Source organism: Aureibaculum marinum, assembly GCF_003813905.1.
Classification (GTDB): Bacteria; Bacteroidota; Bacteroidia; order Flavobacteriales; family Flavobacteriaceae; genus Aureibaculum; species Aureibaculum marinum.
Genome location: NZ_RPFJ01000010.1, coordinates 21,273 through 44,051 on the forward strand (window position 1 = coordinate 21,273; position 22,779 = coordinate 44,051).

Annotated in this window: 19 protein-coding genes; 13 read left to right on the top strand and 6 right to left on the bottom strand. The window is 28.5% G+C overall.

Features of this window, described 5'->3' with window-relative positions; genetic code table 11:
- The first annotated feature begins 117 nt into the window (after positions 1-117).
- The 11 genes from EGM88_RS08420 to EGM88_RS08470 all read left to right on the top strand — a co-directional run bounded on the left by EGM88_RS08420 (position 118) and on the right by EGM88_RS08470 (position 12,493).
- On the top strand, positions 118-1,158 hold the full coding sequence (locus tag EGM88_RS08420; protein WP_123897536.1) for a hypothetical protein: 1,041 nt from the start codon (positions 118-120) through the stop codon (positions 1,156-1,158).
- Between the two features lie 80 nt (positions 1,159-1,238).
- Entirely contained in the window at positions 1,239-2,492 is a 1,254-nt protein-coding gene (locus EGM88_RS08425; RefSeq protein ID WP_123897537.1) for an oligosaccharide flippase family protein, read from the top strand.
- Positions 2,493-2,515: 23 nt separating this feature from the next.
- A complete protein-coding gene (locus EGM88_RS08430; protein WP_123897538.1) occupies positions 2,516-3,784 on the top strand; it encodes a hypothetical protein in 1,269 nt (422 codons plus the stop codon).
- Positions 3,777-4,865: a glycosyltransferase family 4 protein gene (locus EGM88_RS08435; protein ID WP_162497558.1), complete on the top strand. Its 1,089-nt coding sequence runs from the start codon at positions 3,777-3,779 to the stop codon at positions 4,863-4,865. The genes EGM88_RS08430 and EGM88_RS08435 overlap by 8 nt, the downstream gene beginning before the upstream one ends.
- 29 nt (positions 4,866-4,894) lie before the next feature.
- On the top strand, positions 4,895-5,413 hold the full coding sequence (locus EGM88_RS08440; RefSeq protein WP_317126540.1) for a WcaF family extracellular polysaccharide biosynthesis acetyltransferase: 519 nt from the start codon (positions 4,895-4,897) through the stop codon (positions 5,411-5,413).
- Positions 5,406-6,632, top strand: coding sequence for a WcaI family glycosyltransferase (locus EGM88_RS08445; protein WP_123897541.1), 1,227 nt, complete (start codon positions 5,406-5,408; stop codon positions 6,630-6,632). Before EGM88_RS08440 ends, EGM88_RS08445 begins: the two co-directional genes overlap by 8 nt.
- Entirely contained in the window at positions 6,633-7,871 is a 1,239-nt protein-coding gene (locus EGM88_RS08450) for an O-antigen ligase family protein (RefSeq protein WP_123897542.1), read from the top strand.
- Between the two features lie 4 nt (positions 7,872-7,875).
- On the top strand, positions 7,876-9,234 hold the full coding sequence (locus EGM88_RS08455; protein ID WP_123897543.1) for an undecaprenyl-phosphate glucose phosphotransferase: 1,359 nt from the start codon (positions 7,876-7,878) through the stop codon (positions 9,232-9,234).
- Positions 9,235-9,244: 10 nt separating this feature from the next.
- Positions 9,245-10,030 (top strand): glycosyltransferase, encoded by a 786-nt coding sequence (locus tag EGM88_RS08460; RefSeq protein WP_238988412.1) that lies wholly within the window; start codon positions 9,245-9,247, stop codon positions 10,028-10,030.
- Positions 10,031-10,035: 5 nt separating this feature from the next.
- Complete coding sequence (gene purD, locus EGM88_RS08465; protein WP_123897544.1) at positions 10,036-11,310, top strand: phosphoribosylamine--glycine ligase; 1,275 nt, start codon at positions 10,036-10,038, stop codon at positions 11,308-11,310.
- Positions 11,311-11,437: 127 nt separating this feature from the next.
- Entirely contained in the window at positions 11,438-12,493 is a 1,056-nt protein-coding gene (locus tag EGM88_RS08470) for a glycosyltransferase (protein WP_123897545.1), read from the top strand.
- Here the strand turns inward: EGM88_RS08470 and EGM88_RS08475 are convergent.
- Entirely contained in the window at positions 12,476-13,519 is a 1,044-nt protein-coding gene (locus tag EGM88_RS08475; protein ID WP_123897546.1) for a sensor histidine kinase, read from the bottom strand. The two genes, EGM88_RS08470 and EGM88_RS08475, sit on opposite strands and share 18 nt — an antisense overlap.
- A complete protein-coding gene (locus tag EGM88_RS08480) occupies positions 13,516-14,205 on the bottom strand; it encodes a response regulator transcription factor (RefSeq protein WP_123897547.1) in 690 nt (229 codons plus the stop codon). The genes EGM88_RS08475 and EGM88_RS08480 overlap by 4 nt, the downstream gene beginning before the upstream one ends.
- Before the next feature lie 301 nt (positions 14,206-14,506).
- Between EGM88_RS08480 and EGM88_RS08485 the strand changes: the two genes are divergently transcribed.
- Complete coding sequence (locus EGM88_RS08485) at positions 14,507-14,851, top strand: T9SS type A sorting domain-containing protein (RefSeq protein WP_123897548.1); 345 nt, start codon at positions 14,507-14,509, stop codon at positions 14,849-14,851.
- A gap of 163 nt (positions 14,852-15,014) precedes the next feature.
- A complete protein-coding gene (locus EGM88_RS08490) occupies positions 15,015-15,728 on the top strand; it encodes a 3'-5' exonuclease (RefSeq protein ID WP_123897549.1) in 714 nt (237 codons plus the stop codon).
- Between the two features lie 37 nt (positions 15,729-15,765).
- Here EGM88_RS08490 and EGM88_RS08495 read toward each other — a convergent pair whose 3' ends face one another.
- From EGM88_RS08495 to EGM88_RS08510, 4 genes are all read right to left on the bottom strand, one after another.
- Positions 15,766-17,631: an ABC-F family ATP-binding cassette domain-containing protein gene (locus EGM88_RS08495; RefSeq protein ID WP_123897550.1), complete on the bottom strand. Its 1,866-nt coding sequence runs from the start codon at positions 17,629-17,631 to the stop codon at positions 15,766-15,768.
- Between the two features lie 126 nt (positions 17,632-17,757).
- Positions 17,758-18,312: a thioredoxin family protein gene (locus tag EGM88_RS08500; protein ID WP_123897551.1), complete on the bottom strand. Its 555-nt coding sequence runs from the start codon at positions 18,310-18,312 to the stop codon at positions 17,758-17,760.
- Between the two features lie 78 nt (positions 18,313-18,390).
- Positions 18,391-20,505, bottom strand: a complete 2,115-nt coding sequence (locus EGM88_RS08505; protein WP_123897552.1) for a peptide MFS transporter — start codon at positions 20,503-20,505, stop codon at positions 18,391-18,393.
- A 19-nt stretch (positions 20,506-20,524) separates the two neighbouring features.
- Positions 20,525-22,642 (bottom strand): peptide MFS transporter, encoded by a 2,118-nt coding sequence (locus tag EGM88_RS08510; protein WP_123897553.1) that lies wholly within the window; start codon positions 22,640-22,642, stop codon positions 20,525-20,527.
- Positions 22,643-22,779 lie beyond the last annotated feature (137 nt).

The window sequence follows — 22,779 nt, forward strand, 5'->3', positions numbered from 1 at the left end:
TGTTAGGTTAGAAGGTCTCTTTATACATTTTGTAAAGGCACATTCAATACTAATTATAACTATTAATTTTGACTTTAAAAATGAAAAATTAATTACAAATGACTAAACAAATAAGATATGAGTCAACAAAATATTAACAAAGATGAAGAAGTAGACTTGGGTAGTTTATTTAAAGCTATTGGCAAAGTCTTTCGTGATCTTTTTAATGCCATTGGTAGATTTATAATGGCAATATTTAATGTACTTATTTTGGCGTTGGTATTTCTTAGAAATAATGCCATAAAGTTGGGAATTTCTATTTTATTAGGAGCAATAATTGGTTTGGTTATAGATTTGATTAAACCAAAACAATATTCATCAACTATGATTATTGAGCATAATTTTAAAAGTGCACAACAGTTGTATAAAAATGTAGAATTTTACCATGAATTAGTAAAACAGAAAGATTCATTTTTATTGGCTGAAGCTTTAAATATTTCTGTAAGTGAAGCAGCTAAAATAAGAGGTTTTTATATAGACCCGATAAGAAATGAAAATGAAAAATATGAGCTTTTTGATAAATTTGTTAATGAGATTGACACCGTAACAGTAAGAAAGATTGATTTTAAAGAATTTAAAAAAGGATTTACAGATTACGATTATAAGTATCATCAAATTAAGGTAAAATCTTTGAATAATTCCATTTTTGAAAAATTAAGTGCTCCTATCGTTAATTCAGTTGAAAGTAATCCTTACTTTAAAAATCAAAAAAAAATAAATGATCAAAATTTACTTCAAAATGAAAATGTTTTATTAAAATCTTTGAGAGAAATTGATACTCTTAGAAATATTTATAACGAGGTTTTAATTACAGAGGCAAAAAAATCAGAAATGGGTACTGTAATTACTTTGGCACAAGGGGAAAAGAAAACAAATGAGATTGAATTATTTAACAAAAGTATTGCTTTAAACAAAGACTTAATAAGCAATAATAAAGCAAAAGCCGAAACTACGGATATTATAAATGTAGTTTCTACATTTAGTAAAGTAGGTGAAGAAGAAAGAGGTATTTTAAAAAGATATACGTTTTTGTTAGGTGTGGGATTTGGGTTACTAATGTTATTGTTTATTTTATTTAGACAGTTGAATAAATATCTAAAGTATTATAAAGTTGAGTGATTAGAATTTTATTTAGGTTCTAATTTAACCGAGAACTAATTCTTACTTGATATTTAAAACTATATTGAAGCTTAAGCTTTGTGATAAAAAGATTTAAAACTATATCGCCAGACAATTCTATTATCTTAAAAAACCTTTCTTATTTAACGTTTTTAAGAGTATTTAATATTGGTATAAAATTTTTATTAGTTGCTTATTTAGTTCGTGTTTTGGGCGAAATAAGTTATGGAATTTTAACTTGGTCAGATTCTATAATCCAATATTTTATAATGTTTGTAAATTTTGGATTTAACATTTATGCTGCAAAATATATTGTAGAAAATAGAAGTCGAAGTGATAAGTTGAATGAAATTACTTCATCTGTTTTTACAATAAAGTTAATAGTGTTAGTTCTTAGCTTTTTAACTCTTTTAATACTTTCATTTTTTAATCCATTTGCTCCTCATAAAACTATTTTATTTATGATGATGCTAATGGGCATTGGAGAAGTTTTTTTTCCAATATGGTATTTTCAAGGAATTGAAAAATTAAAACTAGCCACATATATCGTTGTGTTTTCAAGGATATTATTAATCTCAGGTACTGTATTGTTTGTTAAATCAAGTGATGACCTCATGATTCATGTTGTTTTAATTGTTATTTCAAATGTTGTCATGGGTGTTTTAGGGTATATTACCTTGCTAAGAAATTATAATTTCAAATTTATATGGGTTAAAATTGAAGTGTTAAAACAGTTTGTTAAAGAGGCCTATATGTTTTTTTTGGGGCGGTTTTTATCGTTAACTTTTAATTTCGCAACTATTTTTATAATAGGTATTTATTTTACAATGGATTATGTTACTGGTTTTGATGTGGCTTTAAAAATAGTTTTAGTTTCTATCATTCCTTTTGATATGCTTCAACAGGCAGTTTTTCCAACAATATCTAGAAATAAAGATAAAAGTATGTTAAAAAAGCTAATACTTGGTAGTTTTATATTGGGGCTTGTATTTATGGGTCTTCTATTTTTATTTTCTGAACAGTTATTAGGGTTATTCGGCGGACAAGAAATGATAAAATATGCAAATGTTTTAAAAGCTTTAGCCTTAATTACTCCTTTGGTTGCGGTTACGTTTATGTTAGGTACTTGTACATTAGTAGCCTTTAATTACCACAAAGAATTTAATTATTCTTTAATTCTATCATCCGTTTTGTATATTGCTATTGTGGCAGTTTTAATGGTGTTTGATAAAGTTACTTTTTGGAATTTAGTTTACCTTAGAATTGTTTCTGATTTAGTCTTAGTAAGTATTAGATTATATTATACTTTTAAGAGAAAAATATTTACAATTTAAAGGACTATTCAAATTATATTGATGTGATTGTTTTAATTCTTTTATTGATTTTTGAATTATATTTTTTAAATAGGATATTAAAATATTTCATTTTAAGTCCTATTTATTTATATGTAACATTTGCTATTATATCAATAGTTTCTAGTGTTCTTTATTTTTATTTTTTTGATAATAAGTTTTCGTTATATAGTTTAGATGAGGTGTCTGAAGCCTCATTTTTAAATGTAATTAAAGGTTATTTAATTGCTATAATGGCCTTTATTTTAGGAGTAATTGTGTATTATGATTTATCGGTGCGTAGCATAAAAAAACTATTTAACAAACCATATACTCATAGTCTTTTTATAAAATATAAATTGCCAAATCAAACCCTATGGATTATTAGGGGCATGTTTCTGTTTATAATTATTCTTTATTTTATAACATACGGGAAAGATATATTTATTAGAGAGAATTATTTGCCTGAAAAAAGTAGGGCATTAATAGTGATTATTAAAATATTAAGTTTTGTTGAGGTTATTTTATTAGCGTTGGTTTATCATAGACATAAACTATTTAGTGTCTTTTACTTTTTTATTATAGTTCTTTTTGCGTCAGGGACAGGCTCTAGAGTAGTTTTTTTATTTCTTTTGGTTTATGTTAGTATACTTTTTATAAGTCAAGGTAATACATTGTTAAATAAGATTAAATTTGCTTTTCAATTATTTTTATCGTTTCTGTTTTTAGCCTATTTGATGCCTTTGAGAAAATTGCCTTCTCATGGAATAATACCTTATGTTCAAAGTATTTTTTCACCAAATGATCATTTTTTAAATGACTTTTATTTTAACATTTATTATTCAATAATATTTGGAGTTTATGTTACAATTGGAACATTAAAAGAAGCTCAACCTGATTGGAACATCATTTTTATGAGCTTAAATCCTTTACCTGGATCGATGGTAGGGTGGTACAATTATGCCAATGATATGCGGTTAAATATTTTTGCACCATATTCTTTACACGGAAGAATATTTACTATGGGTACATGGTTTACAATAGGTTATTTTTTTGTTACAGGATTATTATTTTCTTTTTTTGAAAAAAAAGTGAGGATGTATCTCAATCAACGCAGTAGAGCTTTAGCATTTATTATAACATTATTACTAGTTTTACATATTGTATATGGTTTTGAATACAATTTACGCTCAGCATTTCGTTACATATATTATGCTTTTTTTATAGTATTAATGGTTTATTTGTTCAACATTATCAAACCCTATTTACCTAAAAAGAAATCTAGTCTTGATTAAAAAAATTCTAATTATAGGTCCGTTTTCTCCACCAATTACCGGTGTAAGTATTTGTAATGATAAAATTTTAGATAAAATACCAAAAGACTATGATTTTAAGGTGGATTATATAAATACAACTGTAAATTCTTTTAGTGAAAAAGTAGGTGCATTTTCTGTAGTAAAATTTATAAAGCAATTTGTAAACTACATTTACCTATATAAAATAGTAAAAGTTGAGGTTGTTTATTTAACCATTGGTCAAACGTTTTTTGGTGTATTAAAGTACGCTCCTTTTATTTATGTTGCAAAACTGTTAAATAAAAGGGTAATTATTCACATACATGGAAATTATTTAAAAACACAATATGAATTACTATCAGGTTTTAAGAAAAAGATATTTTACCGTATTTTAAAAAAGGTAGATAAAGGCATTGTTTTGTCTGAAAAATTGAAGCAAAACCTTACTCCTTTTTTATCGACTCAGAAAATTTATGTATTACCAAATTACGTCGAAAATTATTTATTAGAAAATACTAAAGAAATCATTACAAGTAAATATAAAGATCAATTACGAATAGTTTACCTTAGTAATTTGATGACAGAAAAAGGCATTTTCGATTTACTAAAAGCTTTAGAAATATTACAAGAGCAAAAAGTTAAATTTAGTGCTAAAATAGCAGGAAATGTTGATGACAAAATTAAAGGGGAAATTTTGTCTCGAATCTCAAATATTAAGAACTGCTCTTATGAAGGCGTTGTCAGGGGAGAAAAGAAAAAGAACCTATTATGTGAAGCTAATGTATTTGTTTTTCCTACATTTTATAAAATGGAAGGTCAACCCATATCGTTGTTAGAAGCCATGGCTACAGGTAATATTATTTTAACTACTAATCATGCTGGAATTTCAGATGTCTTTTCTGAACAAAACGGACTTTTTATAAGGAAAAATTCACCGGAAGATATTGTTTCTAAATTAAAAATTGTGTCTGATAATTTGGTTAAATTTGAACCAGTAATGTCTAATAATTTTAATTATATTAAGACAAATTTTACAGAAAAAATATTCTTACAATCATTAATAAAAATAGTTGACGCTTAAGTATAATGCAACATCTTAATCTGTTTAAAATGCCATCCAATTTTAGGGGTAAAAATATTTTTATTGTACAGTTATGGAGGTTTGTTCATGCTGTATTTTTTAAACTCTCGCCGCAGTTTTTTTACAGTTGGCGTAGATTTATCTTAAGATTATTTGGAGCTAAAATTGGTAAAAAAGTTATCATACGACCTTCTGTTACAATTCCTTTTCCGTGGAAAATAAGAATTGGTGATTATAGTTGGATTGGTGATGAAGTTGTTTTATATAGTCTAGACGAAATAAGTATTGGTTCAAATACAGTAATATCTCAAAGATCATATTTATGTGCAGCTTCGCACGATTATACTAAAACTGATTTTCCTATTTATGGGAAAAAAATTGAAATCTCTGACGAATGTTGGCTGGCTACAGATGTATTTATTGCTCCAGGAGTAACAGTTGGTAAACAGTGTGTGATAGGAGCAAGAAGCAGTGTGTTTAAAAATATGCCCAAAGGATGGGTGTGCTATGGAAATCCTGCAAAACCTATAAAAAAACGTCTTGAATAAAAATATTACAATTATTGGCATCAATTACTATCCTGAAGATTCTGCTATTGGTTTATATACCTCTCAATTGGCAACATATCTTTCAGAAAATGGATTTAATGTTACTGTTATTACAGGTTTTCCTTATTATCCAGCATGGAAAATTGATAAGAGTTATTGTAATAAAAAAACTTTTTTAAAAGAAAGGAGTAATAATATAACCGTTTATCGCTACAAACAATATGTACCAAAAAAGCCTACTTTTTTGAAAAGAATCTTACATTTAGTAGACTTTACTTTTGGTAGTTTGGTTCATGTTTTCAAAATCAAACAAACAGATTTAGTATTATGTATTGTGCCTTTTACCAGTACAATTATTCCTGCTAAGCTTTTAGCAAAAATGAAGAAAGCTAATTTATGGATTCATATCCAAGATTTTGAATTAGATGCTGCAGTTGAGTCAAACTTAGTAGAAAAAAACAATTTCTTATTTAAGGTAGTATTAAAAATAGAGAAGCTACTATTACATCGGGCAGATGCAATTAGTACTATTAGTATTGCTATGCTTGATAAAGTTAAAAGAAAAACAAAAAATATTCCTAATTATTTATTGCCAAACTGGGTAGATGTAGATAAAATTAATCCTGAAAAGGCAAAAAAGCATCCTTATTTAAAATCTGATAAATTTAAAATCCTTTATTCAGGTAATATTGGTGAAAAACAAGATTGGGATTTCTTTATAAAATTTGCCAAACAATTAAAAGCCTTTAAAAACATAGAACTAATTTTAGTTGGTGATGGTGCTAAAAAAGATAAAATAATACCTCAGTTAAAAGAGTTGTCTTATTTTAAATACTATAAACCTGTTGCGTATCAAGAACTTTCTGATTTGTTATGTAGTGCTGATGTTCATATTTTATTTCAAAAAGAAAATAGTATTGACACCGTAATGCCCTCAAAAATATTAGCCATGATGGCAAGCCAAAAACCATCTATAATTACGGGTAACTTAAAGTCTGAAGTGATGGATGTTATACAAAAATCTAAAGGAGGTTTTTATTTAAAGTCTGATGATTTAAATGGAGTGTTATCTGCACTTGAAAATTTAATTACGAATCAAAAACTTGCAAATACAATAGGTGTAAATGCAAGAAAATATGTTTCTAATCAATTTTTTAGCGGAAAGATACTAAGTGAATTTAAAAGGAATTTTGATAAAATTATTGAAAATTCTAATTAAATGGAAAAATTGAAAAAACTCTTTTTATACGGATTGTGGCTTTTTGCATTTTTCCCGTTAATTCCGAATAAGATTAAAGGGCTGCCCGTAATTTTACTTTTTACAATAGCACTCATACTTTTCTTAACAGTTAAAAAATATAAATTCAATGTTAAAAAAGTTGCTTTTTATGCATCGTTATATTTGCTTTATCTTTTAAGCTTATTTTTTACTACAAATTTTATAAACATAGATAAACCTCTAGCTACTAGGTTGTCTATTATCGTTTTTCCATTGATATTTGGTCTAGTAGGCTCTTCAATAACCGAAATTTCTAAACATCAATTTCAAATATTTTTAAGTACATATTTTATAGTTTCTGTGGTCTATTGTGGGCTTATTGTAATTTATTTTTATCAGTTAGGCTTTTTATCCGAAAACGTAAATATCAACTTGTACTATTCTTATCTAACTAATGAAATGTGGTACATTAATCAACACCCAATATATGCATCTATGTTTATTGCAATTGCTGTGTTGTTTGGTTTACAATTGCTTTTTTTAGTTAAAAAATGGATTTATAAAAGTGGTATTTTTATGGGTTTTATTGTTCTTTTTGCAATGTTACTTTTTTTATCTAGAAAGAGTGTATTGTTGGCTTTAATTTTGGCTGTGACTGTATATATGGTTTATCAAATAAAAAGCAGAAAACATAAAAAATATATACTTTTTGGAATTATAGCAATTGGATTATTGATTTTGGCTGCTCCAATCACTCAAAACAGATTTAAAGAAGTATTTAATCCTAAAAGTTATAATAAAATTGAAAATACAAATTCTACCAGTATAAGATTTGGTATATATAAATGTGCTATTGAAAATATTATGCTAAAACCCATTTTTGGGCATGGAGTAGGTGATGTAAAAAATAAATTACAGTCGTGTTATGCAAAAACTTCAGAGGTATTGTTAGAAGATGACCATAATTCGCACAATCAGTATCTTAGTATTTGGTTGTGTTGCGGAATAGTTGGATTAATACTATATGTTGGTTTTCTTTTATTTAATTTTAAAAAGGCTTTACAAGAAAAAAACATCCTATTTTTTAGCTTGCTTTTGTTCTTTTGTATTCTTATGCTTTTCGAAAATATTTTAGAACGTCAGTCGGGTGTAATTTTATTTTCTTTAATTGTCAACTTTTTCGCCTTTATCACTATACAAAATCATAAAAATAGCTTTAATTTTGACAAGCTAAACTGAACTAATGTCACTGCAAAAAAAACGATATTCTAAATTTATAAGACCCATTTCGGTGTTAGTCCATTTAGTGATTTTAAATGGGGTTTTGTACTATTTTTTCAGAGATAAGTTTGAGCTCTATCATGTTGCATATATAAATGTTGGTTGGTTACTAATTAGTTATTATACCAAATTTTACAGTTTACATCGTCTTTTAAAAGCTCCTAAGGTAATTACTAGATTTTTAAGTCAGATTATAATATTTACTCTAGCTTATTTTGCTTATATCAATATTTTTAGAATTAATATTTCTATACTTTTTCATGTTAAAGTGTTGTCAATTATATATTTAGCTATTGCGTTGTTTAGAGTTTCTTTTTTATACGCATTAAAAAAATATAGAATTGGAGGAGGTAACTATAGAAAGGTTGTTGTAATTGGAGAAAATGAAAACGTAAAAAGTATTATCAAGTTTTTAAACGATCGTTCTGAATATGGATATCGATTTATAGGTTATTTCTCAAACACCTGTTCTAATCAAGATAATTTTTTGGGTAAAATAGATGAGGCATTTGAATTTATTTCTAATGAGGGTATACATGAATTGTATTGTTCTACAACAGAGCTTAGTCAGCAACAAATCAAAGAATTTATTGATTTTGCAGATAACAATTTAATTATTTTTAAACTTATACCTGATGTAAAAGATGTTTTTAGTAAAGAAATGGTTTTAGAATATTTTGATTATACACCAGTTTTATCCTTAAGAAAGTTACCTTTTGATAAACCGATAGTTAAATATTTTAAACGAGGTTTCGATATTGTTTTTGCATTGTTTATTATCATTTTTCTTTTATCATGGCTTATTCCCGTTATGTTTGTAATTATAAAATTAGAATCTAAAGGGCCATTGTTTTTTAAACAAGAGAGAGATGGATTAGGAGGGCATGTTTTTTATTGTTACAAATTTCGTTCTATGAGAATTAATCAAGAAGCTAACACTATGCAGGTTTGTAAAGATGATAAACGTATTACTAAGGTAGGTAAGTTTATTAGAAGAACAAGTATAGATGAGCTTCCTCAATTTTTTAATGTTCTTTTAGACGATATGAGTGTGGTTGGTCCTAGGCCACATATGTTAGTTCATACTAAAAAATATGCGAAAGAGATAGATAAATATATGGTAAGACACTTTGTAAAACCAGGTATTACAGGGCTTGCTCAAGTAAGAGGTTACCGAGGTGAAATTAAAAACAAAATTGATATGGAAAATAGAATACGTCTTGATATTTATTATATTGAAAATTGGTCTTTTTTTCTAGATTTAAAAATTATTTTTCAAACTATATTAAACCTTTTTAGAACAGAGGAAAAAGCCTATTAAGGTCCAATTAATGATTAAAAGCGATAAAAACATAACGATTACCGCTACCATTGTTCTCTATAAAGAGAATATCACTGAGCTTTCAAAAACAATAGAAAGCTTTTTGAGCATTACGCAATCTAAAAAATTATTTTTAGTAGATAATTCTCCAACCGATATAATGAAAGATAAATTTCAACATTCTGATATTGAATATATATTTGTTGGTAAAAATATTGGATTCGGAAAAGGGCATAATAAAGTTATTGAAAAGATCAGAAATTATTCAAAATATCATCTTGTTTTAAATCCTGATGTTATTTTTAAAGCAGATATTATCACAAAACTGTTAGACGAAATAAATAAAAATGAGAAGGTAGTATTAATATCACCTAATGTTTTGTTTCCAGATGGTAAACAACAATATACCAGTAGAAGATATCCAACTTTATTGGAATTAATAATAAGAAGATTACCATTTTTAAGTACCTTTTTTCCTTTGGTAACAGAAAAAGGGGAATATAGAGATAGAGATTTATCTCAACCTTTTAATCCTGATTTTATACATGGCTGTTTTTTATTATTTAAAACAAAAGCTTTTATAAATGTGAAAGGATTTGACGAAAGATACTTTTTATACATGGAAGATGTTGATATTTGTAGAAAATTGGATAAACAAGGTCTAAAAAAATTATATTACCCTAGTGTAGAAATTATACATGTGTTAAAAAAGAGATCATTAAAAAATATTAAACTGTTTACTTACCATACTATTTCGGTATTTCAGTATTTTTATAAATGGCATATTAAAAAATAAACAAAATGAATATTTTAATTTTAGGTTCTGGCGGAAGAGAACATGCTTTTGCTTTAAAACTTTCTGAAAGTAAAAAAATAAATCAACTATTTGTAGCTCCTGGTAATTCTGGTACAGAGGCTATCGCTAAAAATGTAGCAATAAGTCCTACAGATTTTAAAGCAATAAAACAATTAGTGTTGGATGAGAATATAAAGATGGTAATTGTTGGGCCAGAAGCTCCACTTGTTGAGGGTGTGCACGATTTTTTCTTGGCAGATAACGAATTACAGAATATACCTGTTATTGGACCCAAAAAGGATGGAGCTATGTTAGAAGGAAGTAAAGATTTTTCAAAAATATTTATGGAAAAACATGGAATTCCAACAGCGAAATACCAATCTTTTGTTAAGAATACTTTAGACGAAGGGAAAAAGTTTTTAGAAACTTTAAATCCACCTTATGTTTTAAAAGCTGATGGTTTAGCTGGAGGAAAAGGTGTACTTATCTTAAATTCTTTAGAAGAAGCCAAAGAAGAATTAACAGATATGCTTACCAATCAAAAATTTGGTGCTGCCTCTAATACTGTTGTTATTGAAGAGTTTTTAGATGGTATTGAACTTTCTGTATTTGTGTTAACAGACGGAAAGAACTACAAAGTTTTACCTTCGGCTAAAGATTATAAACGAATAGGAGAAGGTGATACCGGACTGAATACTGGTGGTATGGGAGCTATTTCTCCAGTTCCTTTTGCAGATGATGATTTTCTAAATAAAGTAGAGGAACGTATCATAAAACCTACTATAAATGGATTACGCCAAGACGGAATAGATTATCGTGGTTTTATATTTATAGGTTTAATGAATATTAAAGGAAATCCTTTTGTGGTAGAATATAATGTTAGAATGGGAGATCCAGAAACGGAAGTAGTTTTACCAAGAATTGAATCAGATTTATTAGAATTATTTGAAGGGGTTGTGAATCAAAATTTACATAAAAAATCGTTCTCTGTCACCTCTCAAACGGCAACAACAGTTATGTTAGTGGCGGGTGGTTATCCAGAAAGTTATGACAAAGGAAAGGAAATAACTGGATTAGAAAAAGTAACTGATTCAATTGTTTTTCATGCAGGAACAATATCCAAAAAAGGTAAAACTTTAACTAATGGAGGTAGGGTAATGGCTATTACCTCATTTGGAAATAACATTGATGAAGCTCTAAAAAAGTCCTATCGAAGTATTGACAAGATTCATTGGGAACAAATGAATTTTAGGAAAGATATTGGATTTGATTTAGTGTAATTTATTATTTAAAAGCTAAATAACTTGCTAGGACGAGCTATATAAGAGTGTTCTAAAATATAGAAACGTTATTTTAAACATATTTTGCCTTAGTTATTTTAGAAATTAATCTAAAATTCTTTCTGTTATGCCTTGTGTTAATAAGAAAAAAATCTTAGTGGCTCCATTAAATTGGGGGTTAGGGCATGCCAGTCGTTGTATACCAATTATTGAAGCATTAATTGCTAATAATTTAACACCAGTTTTAGCAAGTGATGGAGATGCATTAAACCTGCTAAGAAAGGAATTTCCAACTTTAAAAAGTTATCAATTACCAAGTTACAATATAAAATATAGTGCAGGTAATAGTCAAAAAACACAATTGCTATTAGTCAGTGCAACAGTAATAAAAGCAAGTATAAAAGAACGAAAAGTAGTTGAGAAAATACATAAGGAAGAAGGTCTGTCAGGAATTATTTCTGATAATCGATTTGGAGTAAGACTAAAAGAAATACCGTCTGTTTATATAACACATCAAATCAATGTGTTTTCTGGAAAAACAACTGTAATTACATCAAAAGTTCATCAGAATATTATAGCAAAATTTGATGAATGTTGGGTTCCAGACAATATAAATTCACAATTTTCTGGAGATTTATCATTAATAAAAAATTCTAAATTAAAAGTTAGATACATAGGAGCTATTAGTCGATTTAAAAAAAAGAATATTCCAAAAAAATATGATCTGTTAATAGTCTTATCTGGTGCTGAGCCGCAACGTAGTTTATTAGAAGAAATATTAATTGAAAAAATTAAAAAGTATCAAAAAAAAATAATGTTTGTAAGAGGTGTTTTTAGTGATAAAAAACCTCCAATTATTGCAAACCATGTTGCCACCGCTAATTATATGTTAAGTAAAGACTTAGAGGAGGTTATTAATGAAAGTGAAGTAATTTTAGCAAGGTCGGGGTATTCAACTATTTTAGACTTGGCAAAATTAAATAAAAAAGCATTTTTTATACCTACTCCAGGGCAGTACGAACAAGAATACTTAGCTGAAAGAATGTCAAAGTTAAATTTAGCTCCTTATGCAAGTCAAGATAATTTTAATATTGAAAAGTTAGCATTGGCCTATACATTTAAAGGTTTAAAAAGTACTACAGAAGTAGATAAAATTAATTCAGACTTATTTAAACTTTTCTAATGTAAAAGAAAATGTAGATCCTTTGCCAATCTCACTTTTTGCAAATATTTTCTGATTGTGAGCTTCAATAATATGTTTTACAATAGACAACCCTAATCCTGATCCTCCTTGTTCTCGAGATCTGCTAGGTTCAATTCTGTAAAAACGTTCAAATATTCTAGTTAATTTTTGCTCAGGAATACCTTCACCTTCATCTTTAAACTTAATTAAGAATTGGGTATCTGAATAATTTGTAATACTTGCCTCAGTTTTACTAGAAGTTTTGCCATATTTAATTGAGTTTTCAACTAAATTTATAACTACTTGTTCAATTCGTTTTTTATCACCTTTGACTAAAATAGGAGTATCATACACTTTATCTAATTGTAAGAGAATGCCTCTTTTTTTTGCTTTAAATTCTAGTAATTCAAATACATTTTTAATTAGTTTTACTATATCAAATTGCTTAATGGATAAATTTAAGATTCCTGACTCTAGTTGATTTATCATGTCTAAGTCTTCGACAATGCTAACTAATCTTTCTAAACCAATGTTTGCCCTTTGTAAATACTTATCTCTAATTAGCTTATCATTAATAGCTCCATCAGATAAGGTTAATAAATAACCTTGTACTGTAAATAAAGGAGTTTTTAATTCATGTGAAACGTTACCCAAAAATTCTCTTCTATACTCTTCTCTTAACTGTAACATTTCTATTTGTAGGTGTTTGTCTTCTGCAAACTTTTTAACCTTTTGTGATAAGGTTTCCATGTCAGTAGTAACACTTATTTTATCTAGGTTTTCTGCTTTAGCAAAGGAAGATACATCTTCATATATTTTTTTTACTCTTTTGTAAATAAAATGTTCTACCCTAAACTGAATTACAGCAAATGAAAATATAAAAATAGCAAGTGCTGTAAGTATGGCAAGTGTAAAGTTAAAAGTTTGGGTCAAAAAATAGCCTAAAAATAAAGCAACAATAAATGAAAATAGAGTTATGTACAGAGACGATTTAAACGCAAATTTATATGTTTTTTTTAACTTCACTTGGTTGTAAATTTATAACCTACCCCTTTAACTGTTTTAAAATAATTTTCACCTATTTTTTCTCTTAACTTTCTAATGTGTACATCAATTGTTCTGCCTCCAACAACAACATCATTACCCCAAACATTTTGTAATATTACATCTCGTTCAAATACTTTATTAGGTTTTGAGGCTAGTAAAGCCATTAATTCAAATTCCTTACGTGGCAATACTATTTTTGTTTTGTTTTTTTGTACATAATATTCTTCACGATTTATCGTAATGTCGCCAATAGTTATAATAGAATTAAGTTCTTTTTGATCTTTTCTGATACGACGTAGCAATGAATTTACTTTACTAATTAATACCTTAGGTTTTACAGGTTTGGTGATATAATCATCGGCACCTGCATCAAGGCCAGCTAATTGTGAATAATCTTCGCCACGGGCTGTAAAAAAAGCAATTATTACATCATGAAGGTTGTCTATTTTTCTAATTTTTTGACACGCTTCAACGCCATCCATTTTAGGCATCATCACATCTAATAAAATAAGTTGAGGCATAATTTCTTTTGCTTTATCTATAGCCTCCATTCCGTCAGACGCTGTAAATATTTGATAGCCTTCGTTTTTTAAATTGTATCCAACTATTTCCAGTATATCTGGTTCATCATCTACCAGCAATATTTTTATATCTTTTTTCTTCATTTTATAGTTTAATTCCTTAAAAGTTGGGGTTCATATAATAATTTTATAAACTTAACAATCTTTTAATATGGTTATATTAAGTTAACATTAAGATTTGTTAGTTTTGTTAAATGACAGTTTAACAAGCAGTTATCGTTGTTAATGCTTGTGATTGTCAATACGTCAAACATCAACAATTTTAAAAGTTATTCACAATTATAATATTTAACATAAATGTACACAATATTTATCTAAATTTGTTTTTGACTATCCGTTGTAGTTCAATCAACCACCTTTTGCTAGAAGTAAAGATAATATAAGTATGAAGAAAAACTACTTGTTTATAATATTATTGTTAGTAACTGTGTGTTTCTACGGGCAAAGTGTTGATGATGTTGAAACTATACCAAGTAATTCGATTGAAAGATCTGAAGAAATTAAAGGGTTTAAAATTTATCCAAATCCTGTGGTTAACGGTAAATTGTATATTCAGACTTTTTATAATACAGATAAAAAAGTGCAACTTTTCAATATCTTAGGAAAAGAAGTACTTAATGTTACCTTAAGGGGTAAAGAATTAAATATAGCTAAGTTTGATTCTGGCGTTTATATTATTAAGGTTTATGAAAAAGGAAATACTTCCATTAGAAAATTGGTTGTAAAATAGTACAGCCCATTAACCTGATTGAGAGTGAGCTAGACCTAGCTCACTTTTTTTATAATAAATTAATTGACTATATTTAACAGTTGGGTAGTTTTATTCAACTAATTTGTATATTACTTTTAATATAGTATACAGTTCATTTAATAAATAACTTAAGATAATAATTATGCTCAACAAAATTAAGCTAGAGAATATCTTATTTTTAGATATAGAAACCGTACCTGAAGTAGCTACTTTTGATGAACTTTCTGAGCAAAAAAAGGAGTTATTTGCCAAAAAAACAGAATATCAACGTAAGGAAGAAATTTCTGCTAAAGATTTTTATGAAAGGGCAGGTATTTGGGCCGAGTTTGGTAAAATAATTTGTATTTCGGTTGGTTATTTTGTAAATACTACGGAAAATAGAAGTTTTAGAATAACTTCTTTTGCTGGAGACGAAAAGCAACTTTTAATTGATTTTAAGCAATTATTGGATAAGCATTTTAATAAAGAAAATCATTTGCTATGTGGTCATAATGGTAAAGAATTTGATTTTCCATATATAGCTCGTCGTATGATAATTAATAGTATTTCATTACCTTCAAAATTAAATTTATTTGGTAAAAAACCTTGGGAGGTTGCTCATTTAGACACATTAGAATTATGGAAATTTGGAGATTATAAACATTATACATCTTTAAATTTATTGACTAATATATTAGGAATTCCTTCGCCTAAACAAGATATTGATGGTAGTCAAGTTGCTAAAGTGTTTTATGAGGATAATGATTTAGAACGAATTGTTAAGTATTGTGAAAGAGATACGTTAGCTGTAGCCCAGTTAATATTACGCTTTAATAATTTAGAATTACTAAGTGATAATGAAATTATAGTAGTTTAAGTAAATTGATATATTAAAATAAGAGTGTTATTTTAGGTTATTCCATTTTCATTGAAAGCTCTAGCCAACGCTCTTCTTTTTCAGATATAGTGTTAATTATCTGTTGTAATTCTTGTGAAACTTCATCAATTTTTTCGCTTTCAATATTATTGTCGATAAATTGCTGTTCAATTTTGGATTTCTGTTTTTCTAACTTGGCAATATCCTTTTCTAATTGACGAAATTCTTGTTTTTCATTATACGATAGTTTTTCTTTTTGAGGTGTTGAAGTCTTCTGATTGTTAGAAGTGGTTTTAAGAGCTGGTGTTTCTGTTTTGGATGGTTGAGAATCTTCATAAACCCTATAATCTGAGTAGTTTCCAGGGAAATCGGTAATTAGACCATCTTGTTCAAATACGAATAAGTGGTCAACAATTTTGTCCATAAAATATCTGTCGTGAGAAACTACTAATAAATTACCTGGATAATCTAATAAAAAGCTTTCTAGAACATTTAAGGTTAATACATCTAAATCATTTGTTGGTTCATCTAAAATTAAAAAGTTAGGATTTTGAATTAAAACCGTACATAAATAAAGTCGTTTTAATTCTCCACCAGATAGTTTTTCTACATAATCATATTGTTTTTTACGGTCAAATAAAAACCGTTCTAATAGACCTCCAGCAGATATTTTTTGCCCTTTTGCGAGTGGAATATACTCTCCAAATTCTTTAATAACCTCTATTACTTTTTGTCCTTCCTTAACGCGAATTCCTGATTGAGTATAATATCCAAATTTTATGGTTTCACCAACGACAACTTTACCAGTATCAACAGGAATCTTTCCAGTAATCATATTTAAAAAAGTTGATTTACCTGTTCCGTTTTTTCCAATTATACCAATACGTTCACCGCGTTTAAAAACGTATTCAAATTTGTCTAATACTACTTTTTTATCAAAAGATTTAGAGATGTTATGAAGTTCTAAAACCTTACTACCCAAGCGTTCCATATTTATTTCTAATTGCACTTGGTGGTCTTTTCTACGTTGACTGGCTTGTTCTTTTATTTTATAGAAGTCGTCAATTCTAGATTTAGATTTAGTTGTACGAGCCTTTGGTTGACGACGCATCCAATCCAATTCTTTTTTAAAAAGGTTTTTGGCTTTACCAATCGTTGTTTGGGCAATGGCAATGCGTTCTTCTTTTTTCTCTAAATAATAAGAGTAATTGCCTTTGTAATTGTAAAGCTTTCCATCGTCTAACTCTATAATTTCATTACATACCCGTTCTAGAAAATACCTATCATGAGTTACCATAAATAGAGTTATTTTCTCTTTTTTAAAGTAGTTTTCTAACCATTCAATCATTTCTAGATCTAAATGGTTGGTTGGTTCGTCTAAAATCAGTAAATCAGGCTTGCTAATTAGTATTATCGCTAAAGAGAGACGTTTTCTTTGTCCTCCAGATAAATCACTAACTTTTAGGCTTAAGTCTTCTAATTTTAATTTAAATAATATTTGATTGTATTGAGTTTCAAAATCCCATGCTTGATGTTGATCCATTAAGTCAAAAGCCTTTTGGTATGCTTCCGAATCATCTGGATTTTTTAAGGCTTGTTCATATTGATGAATTATTTTTAAAATGGGATTGTCAGAACTAAAAATAGCTTCTTCAATTGTCTGTGATGCATCTAATTTATCTGTTTGCGATAAATAAGCAATACGTAAATCTTTTCTAGAAACTACTTGCCCTGTATCTGGGCTGTCGTTGCCAGTAATTATATTTAAAATAGAAGTTTTACCTGTACCATTTTTAGCAATAAAGGCAATTTTTTGGTCTTTATTTATACCAAAAGAAATGTCTTCAAAGAGTACTCGCTCGCCGTAAGATTTAGAAATATTTTCAACAGATAGGTAATTCACAACAGATAATTAAGGTGTTGCAAAGTAAGGCAATTTTTCGAGATTAATAAGATTAGTATAGTGTACAATAAAAAGAAGTGCTATATGTAAGTAGCACTTTCTAGTTTTAATGTTTAAAAGCTTCTATTATTCTGTTTTAAATTCAGCTTTAAAATCTTTTTGATATGCTTCCCATTGCTCTTTTGTAGTTACCTCTTTGTATTTGTCAGTTGCAAATAATTTTAGAAAAATTTCTAATTGATTTGGTGCATGATACCCAGGTATTGGAGCAATTAATTCAGCTTTCTCATCCAGAAATATAATAGTTGGATATGCTTGCACACCTAAATATTGAGCAAATTGATGTTGAGAATTTCTTCCCTTTCTAGAGGCATCAAAATTTGGATTTCCATATTCCTTATCTTTAAAAGTAACTTTTGTGTTTCCTTCAGCATTAAATTTAACCGCATAATAATTTTTATTTACATAATCCGCAACATCTTTATTTTGAAATGTATTTTTATCAAGCAATTTGCAGGGGCCACACCAAGTAGCATACATATCCATCATAATTTTACGAGGTTCTTTATCTTGTGCGGCGATTGCTTCTTCAATACTAATCCAATTAATTTGACCCTTTTCTTGTGCTATTCCGTTAAAAGAATAGATTAATAACATTGCAAATAAGATCAGTTTTTTCATGTGATTTTTTCTTTTTTATTTAAAATAGGTCGCAAATAATATGCCTAAATTACAGAACGGTCGTTTTTTTCGTTTATTTTATCTTACACCGTGCATTAATTTTTTTAATAGAGGATTTAATCCTAGTATAATTACTCCTGCGGTAATTGGTACTATTGTAAAAATTAAAAAGAATGTAGATAGACTATATTCTTTAGTAATATTTTCAATTTGACCACCTAAAACAGCTGCAAGTTTGTTTCCAATAGCAATTGCTAAATACCACATACCAAACATTAAAGCAATCATTCTAGCAGGTACAAGCTTACTAACATAAGATAAACCAACTGGAGATAAACATAATTCTCCAAGTGTATGGAATAAATAGGCAAAAACAAGCCAAAGCATACTAACTTTTACTCCATCTTGAAGTCCATAAGAGCCATATGCTAACAACCCGAAACCACAGGCCATTACTATCAGCCCAAGTGCATATTTTGCAGCTGCTGAAGGGTTATATTTACTATCCCACCATTTTGAGAAAAAAGAAGCAAAGGCAATGATAAAAAAGGAATTTAGAATACTAAACCAAGAAACTGTTATTTCAACTTCGTTACTTTTTACTCTATTTACTGTGGCTTTTATAATACCATCATCAGTATTTCGAATTTTAGCATTATTTATTGCTTTATCTAAGCGTTCTTGAGACAAATACCCAAAAGCAGTTTTATCTTTGTCTTTGTGTATTATATTAATTACTTCACCTTCATTTAAAGAAACAGGCTCTGCTATGGTTATGGTTTGTTTAACAACAATATCTGTATCAGCTAAACTCATATTTTGAGTAATAGGAGTGTAATTAAATACCTTATTTCCTTTATCGTCAATAACTTGTTTGTTGTCTTTATCAAGTTTAGGTGATTTTATTGCATCGTAATTTACTTCATAGGCTATAGAATTGAAATCTCTGTTTAACATATAGCCAACTAAACCCCACATTAAAACAAAACAAATAACTAAAGTTATGTTTGAATAGGGTACTTTTTTGATTGTTTTTTTCCATAGTAGAAATAAAACATAAGAAATAATGGCAAGAGGTACAACCGTTAATAGAGCATTAACTACGTTAAAAGCGATGGCTGCAGTACCACTTAATACACGATTTACGCTATCTCTTGCAAAAAGTATTAAGGATGTTGCTCCTTGTTCAAAACTCATCCAGAAAAATACTGTAAAAAATGCAAAAATGATAAATGCTAGCATGCGGTCTCTAATTACTTTTGCATATCGCATAATTCTGCCAATAACTAGGAATAAAAATAACCCAAGAGCAATTAGTATAGCAACGTATTGCCCTTCAAAATCGTTGATTTGAATTGCTGAAAACATATCTATTCCAGCAATTTTTGATAAAGGATCATTAATAGCATATCCTAATCCTAGAATAGAACAAATAACAATTAATATTTTATCAAGTAACGTGAATGGATTTCTTTTTTCTACCTCTACTTCTTCGTTAGTTTCAACATTTTTTTCATTTATATTTTGAGGAATTTCTACTTCGTGAATTTTTGATGGCACTTCTCCAATTTGGCCAAACAAAGGTTTTGCCATCCAAAATTGTAGTGTTCCTAAAAGCATAAAAATACCTGCTAAACCAAATCCGTAAGACCATCCTAACTTTTCTGCCAAGTATCCACAAAGCATCATTCCGAAAAAGGCTCCGGCATTAACTCCCATATAAAAAATGGTGTAAGCACCATCTTTTTTTTCAGAATTATGTTTGTACATTTCTGAAATAATTGAAGTAATATTAGGTTTAAAAAAACCAGTACCAATTACTAATAAGCCTAAACCAATATAAAGAGAAGCCTCGGTTTCAAAAGCCATTGATATATGCCCTAAAGTCATGATAAATGCACCAATTACAACAGCCCAACGATAACCAGTCAATTTATCAGCAATAATACCTCCAATAATTGGAGTTATATATAATAGCATGGCATAGGTACCGAATAATGCACCTGCATTTTCGGCTGTCCATTCCCATCCAGGATTGTATCCTATTACGGTCATTGTTAAAAAATTAACTAGCAACACTCGCATTCCATAGAACGAAAAACGTTCCCACATTTCAGTAAAAAATAATACAAATAATCCTGCTGGATGTCCTAAAACTTTGTCTTTAAATAAATTTTCAATATCGGTATTCATGCTATTTTGGTTGATTGTTTTACTTTTTAGAATCTTGTTCTCCTAACTCAAAAGTTTCGGCTTCTTCCTTATCATCAATTTCTAAAGATTCTGCACCATGGGTAAGTTTCTTTAGTTTTTTAAGAAATATTAATAATAAAATTCCAAAGACTAGAGTAAGTATAAAGATATATACATAGGTTTTAAATTCAAGTTTGTTTTGCATATCAAAGACTTCAATAGTTCCACTATAATCATCACTATTGACTGTTATTTTACCCTCTTCTACAGCCATTTTTTTATCCTTGTCGTAACTAAATCTAGCAATAACTGTTTTAGGGTTGTTTTCAGTTGCCTCTTCACCTTTTAAGTACTCTACAAATAAGTCGTTATTTTTTACCGTAAGTAAGTCGTTGAAAGAATTATCTATATAAAATATGTCATTACCTTTTAAGTAGGCTTTAGATATAAGTTCAAAATCATGAGCCTTAGAAAAATCTTCATTTTTTACCAATCCATCTTGTACCACAGATTTTGATGCTAACTGAATTTTTACAGGTTTAGCTTGAGAGGCTTCACCAATAGAGCCAGCTACTTTGTTTCCTAAGCCAGTAGCAGCAAAATAAACACCCATCATAATAGAAACGTATTTTACTGGGGCTACTTTAGTAATAAAAGAAAGTGCTACTGGAGAAGTACAAAGCTCTCCAATGGTATGAAATAAATAGGCTAAAATAAGTAAAATAAGAGCTGCCTTATCACCATAATGTGTTACATCTGAACTGGCTTTAGCCATAAATAGGAAACCAGCCCCCATAATAATGGTACCAATGGCCATTTTAAATAAAGAAGAGTGTTCTTTACCTTTATGAGCCCACCAAAGCCAAACACCACTTACAATAGTTCCAAAAATAATAATAAATAATGCATTAACAGATTGGAATACGGATGTTGGAATTTCATAAGGGTTACTGTGGAACAGTTGATCTTTAAAGAAAAAGTAAATTCCAAGAATAAGTAAAGCAATAGTGATAAAAATATAACTTATATCACTTTTTTTAATTTTTTTGATAATGCCTAAAACTAATAATATTATACCACTACCATAAAAAAGTATATCCAATACATTTAAGCTTACAAACCTGTCTATTTTTGAATCAGTGTAAATGTTTAACAAACCTCCTGCTTGTTCAAAAGCTCCCCAAAAAACGATAATTATTAGAAACGAAACAAGCAATACTATAAAACGATCTTTTTCAATGGAATTTATATCTTTATAAATCATCATCATTAATCCAGCTACTAATGCTAAGAAAGTAAAAAGACCTGCATAAAGGTATCTATCTAATTCTTCAAAAATATTGAATGCTAAAATTGTTAATCCAACAATAGCAATTAATGTAATGGCTAATTGCACCGGGCTTTTAAGTAAATTGGCAAATAACTGACCAAAAGAAGTGTTTTCATCTTCATTTTCAGCATCTATTAGTGAAGGTTGTCCTTTTTTTCCTTTAGATGGAGGATTTCCAACTGGTGTTAAGAATTTTTGTCCAGCCATATATACTATTTGACCTAATAACATGCCTATACCAGCCAATCCAAAACCGTAATGCCAACCTATTTCTTCACCAACATAACCTACAATAATTGCAGCAAGAAAAGCACCTACATTTATACCTATATAGAAAATGGTAAAACCAGAATCTCTTCTTTCATCTTTTGGAGGATACAGCCCACCAACCATAGTAGAAATATTAGGTTTTAGCCCACCAACACCTATTACAATTAAAGCCAATCCAGTAAAGAAAGCCCAAGGTGCCGTAATTGCTAAAATGGAGTGTCCAGCTACCAAAACTAAACCTCCATATAAAACAGCTTTCTTTTGTCCTACATACTTATCTGCTAAAATACCACCTGGAATAGACATTAAATATACTAACATTGTATACCAACCGTATAAGGCTAATGCATCTGAATTTGACCAACCTAAACCAGGATTTGATCCCGTTGCAGAAGAAATCATGTATAGCACTAAAATAGCACGCATACCGTAGTAAGAGAATCGTTCCCACATTTCTGTAAAAAACAGGACATAAAGTCCTACTGGATGTCCAAATAATTCTTTCTGATAGGGTTGTTTTAGTGCAGTATTTGACATAAGGTTGAGATTTATTATAATTTTTGATAAAAATAGTCATTTTTTCAAAAGAGTTTCAATTTTAGGCAAAAATTGGGTAAAAATTATCTTAAAATCATGATATTTTAAGTTTGAATAGTATATTTACAATTGAATTA

Excerpts from the sequence above, each read along its gene's own strand:
- EGM88_RS08420 (WP_123897536.1), top strand. The coding sequence starts at position 118 with ATGAGTCAACAAAATATTAACAAAGATGAAGAAGTAGACTTGGGTAGT.
- EGM88_RS08440 (WP_317126540.1), top strand. The coding sequence starts at position 4,895 with ATGCCATCCAATTTTAGGGGTAAAAATATTTTTATTGTACAGTTATGG.
- EGM88_RS08450 (WP_123897542.1), top strand. The coding sequence starts at position 6,633 with ATGGAAAAATTGAAAAAACTCTTTTTATACGGATTGTGGCTTTTTGCA.
- EGM88_RS08455 (WP_123897543.1), top strand. The coding sequence starts at position 7,876 with ATGTCACTGCAAAAAAAACGATATTCTAAATTTATAAGACCCATTTCG.
- EGM88_RS08460 (WP_238988412.1), top strand. The coding sequence starts at position 9,245 with ATGATTAAAAGCGATAAAAACATAACGATTACCGCTACCATTGTTCTC.
- purD (WP_123897544.1), top strand. The coding sequence starts at position 10,036 with ATGAATATTTTAATTTTAGGTTCTGGCGGAAGAGAACATGCTTTTGCT.
- EGM88_RS08470 (WP_123897545.1), top strand. The coding sequence starts at position 11,438 with ATGCCTTGTGTTAATAAGAAAAAAATCTTAGTGGCTCCATTAAATTGG.
- EGM88_RS08480 (WP_123897547.1), bottom strand. The coding sequence starts at position 14,205 with ATGAAGAAAAAAGATATAAAAATATTGCTGGTAGATGATGAACCAGAT.
- EGM88_RS08485 (WP_123897548.1), top strand. The coding sequence starts at position 14,507 with ATGAAGAAAAACTACTTGTTTATAATATTATTGTTAGTAACTGTGTGT.
- EGM88_RS08490 (WP_123897549.1), top strand. The coding sequence starts at position 15,015 with ATGCTCAACAAAATTAAGCTAGAGAATATCTTATTTTTAGATATAGAA.
- EGM88_RS08500 (WP_123897551.1), bottom strand. The coding sequence starts at position 18,312 with ATGAAAAAACTGATCTTATTTGCAATGTTATTAATCTATTCTTTTAAC.
- EGM88_RS08505 (WP_123897552.1), bottom strand. The coding sequence starts at position 20,505 with ATGAATACCGATATTGAAAATTTATTTAAAGACAAAGTTTTAGGACAT.
- EGM88_RS08510 (WP_123897553.1), bottom strand. The coding sequence starts at position 22,642 with ATGTCAAATACTGCACTAAAACAACCCTATCAGAAAGAATTATTTGGA.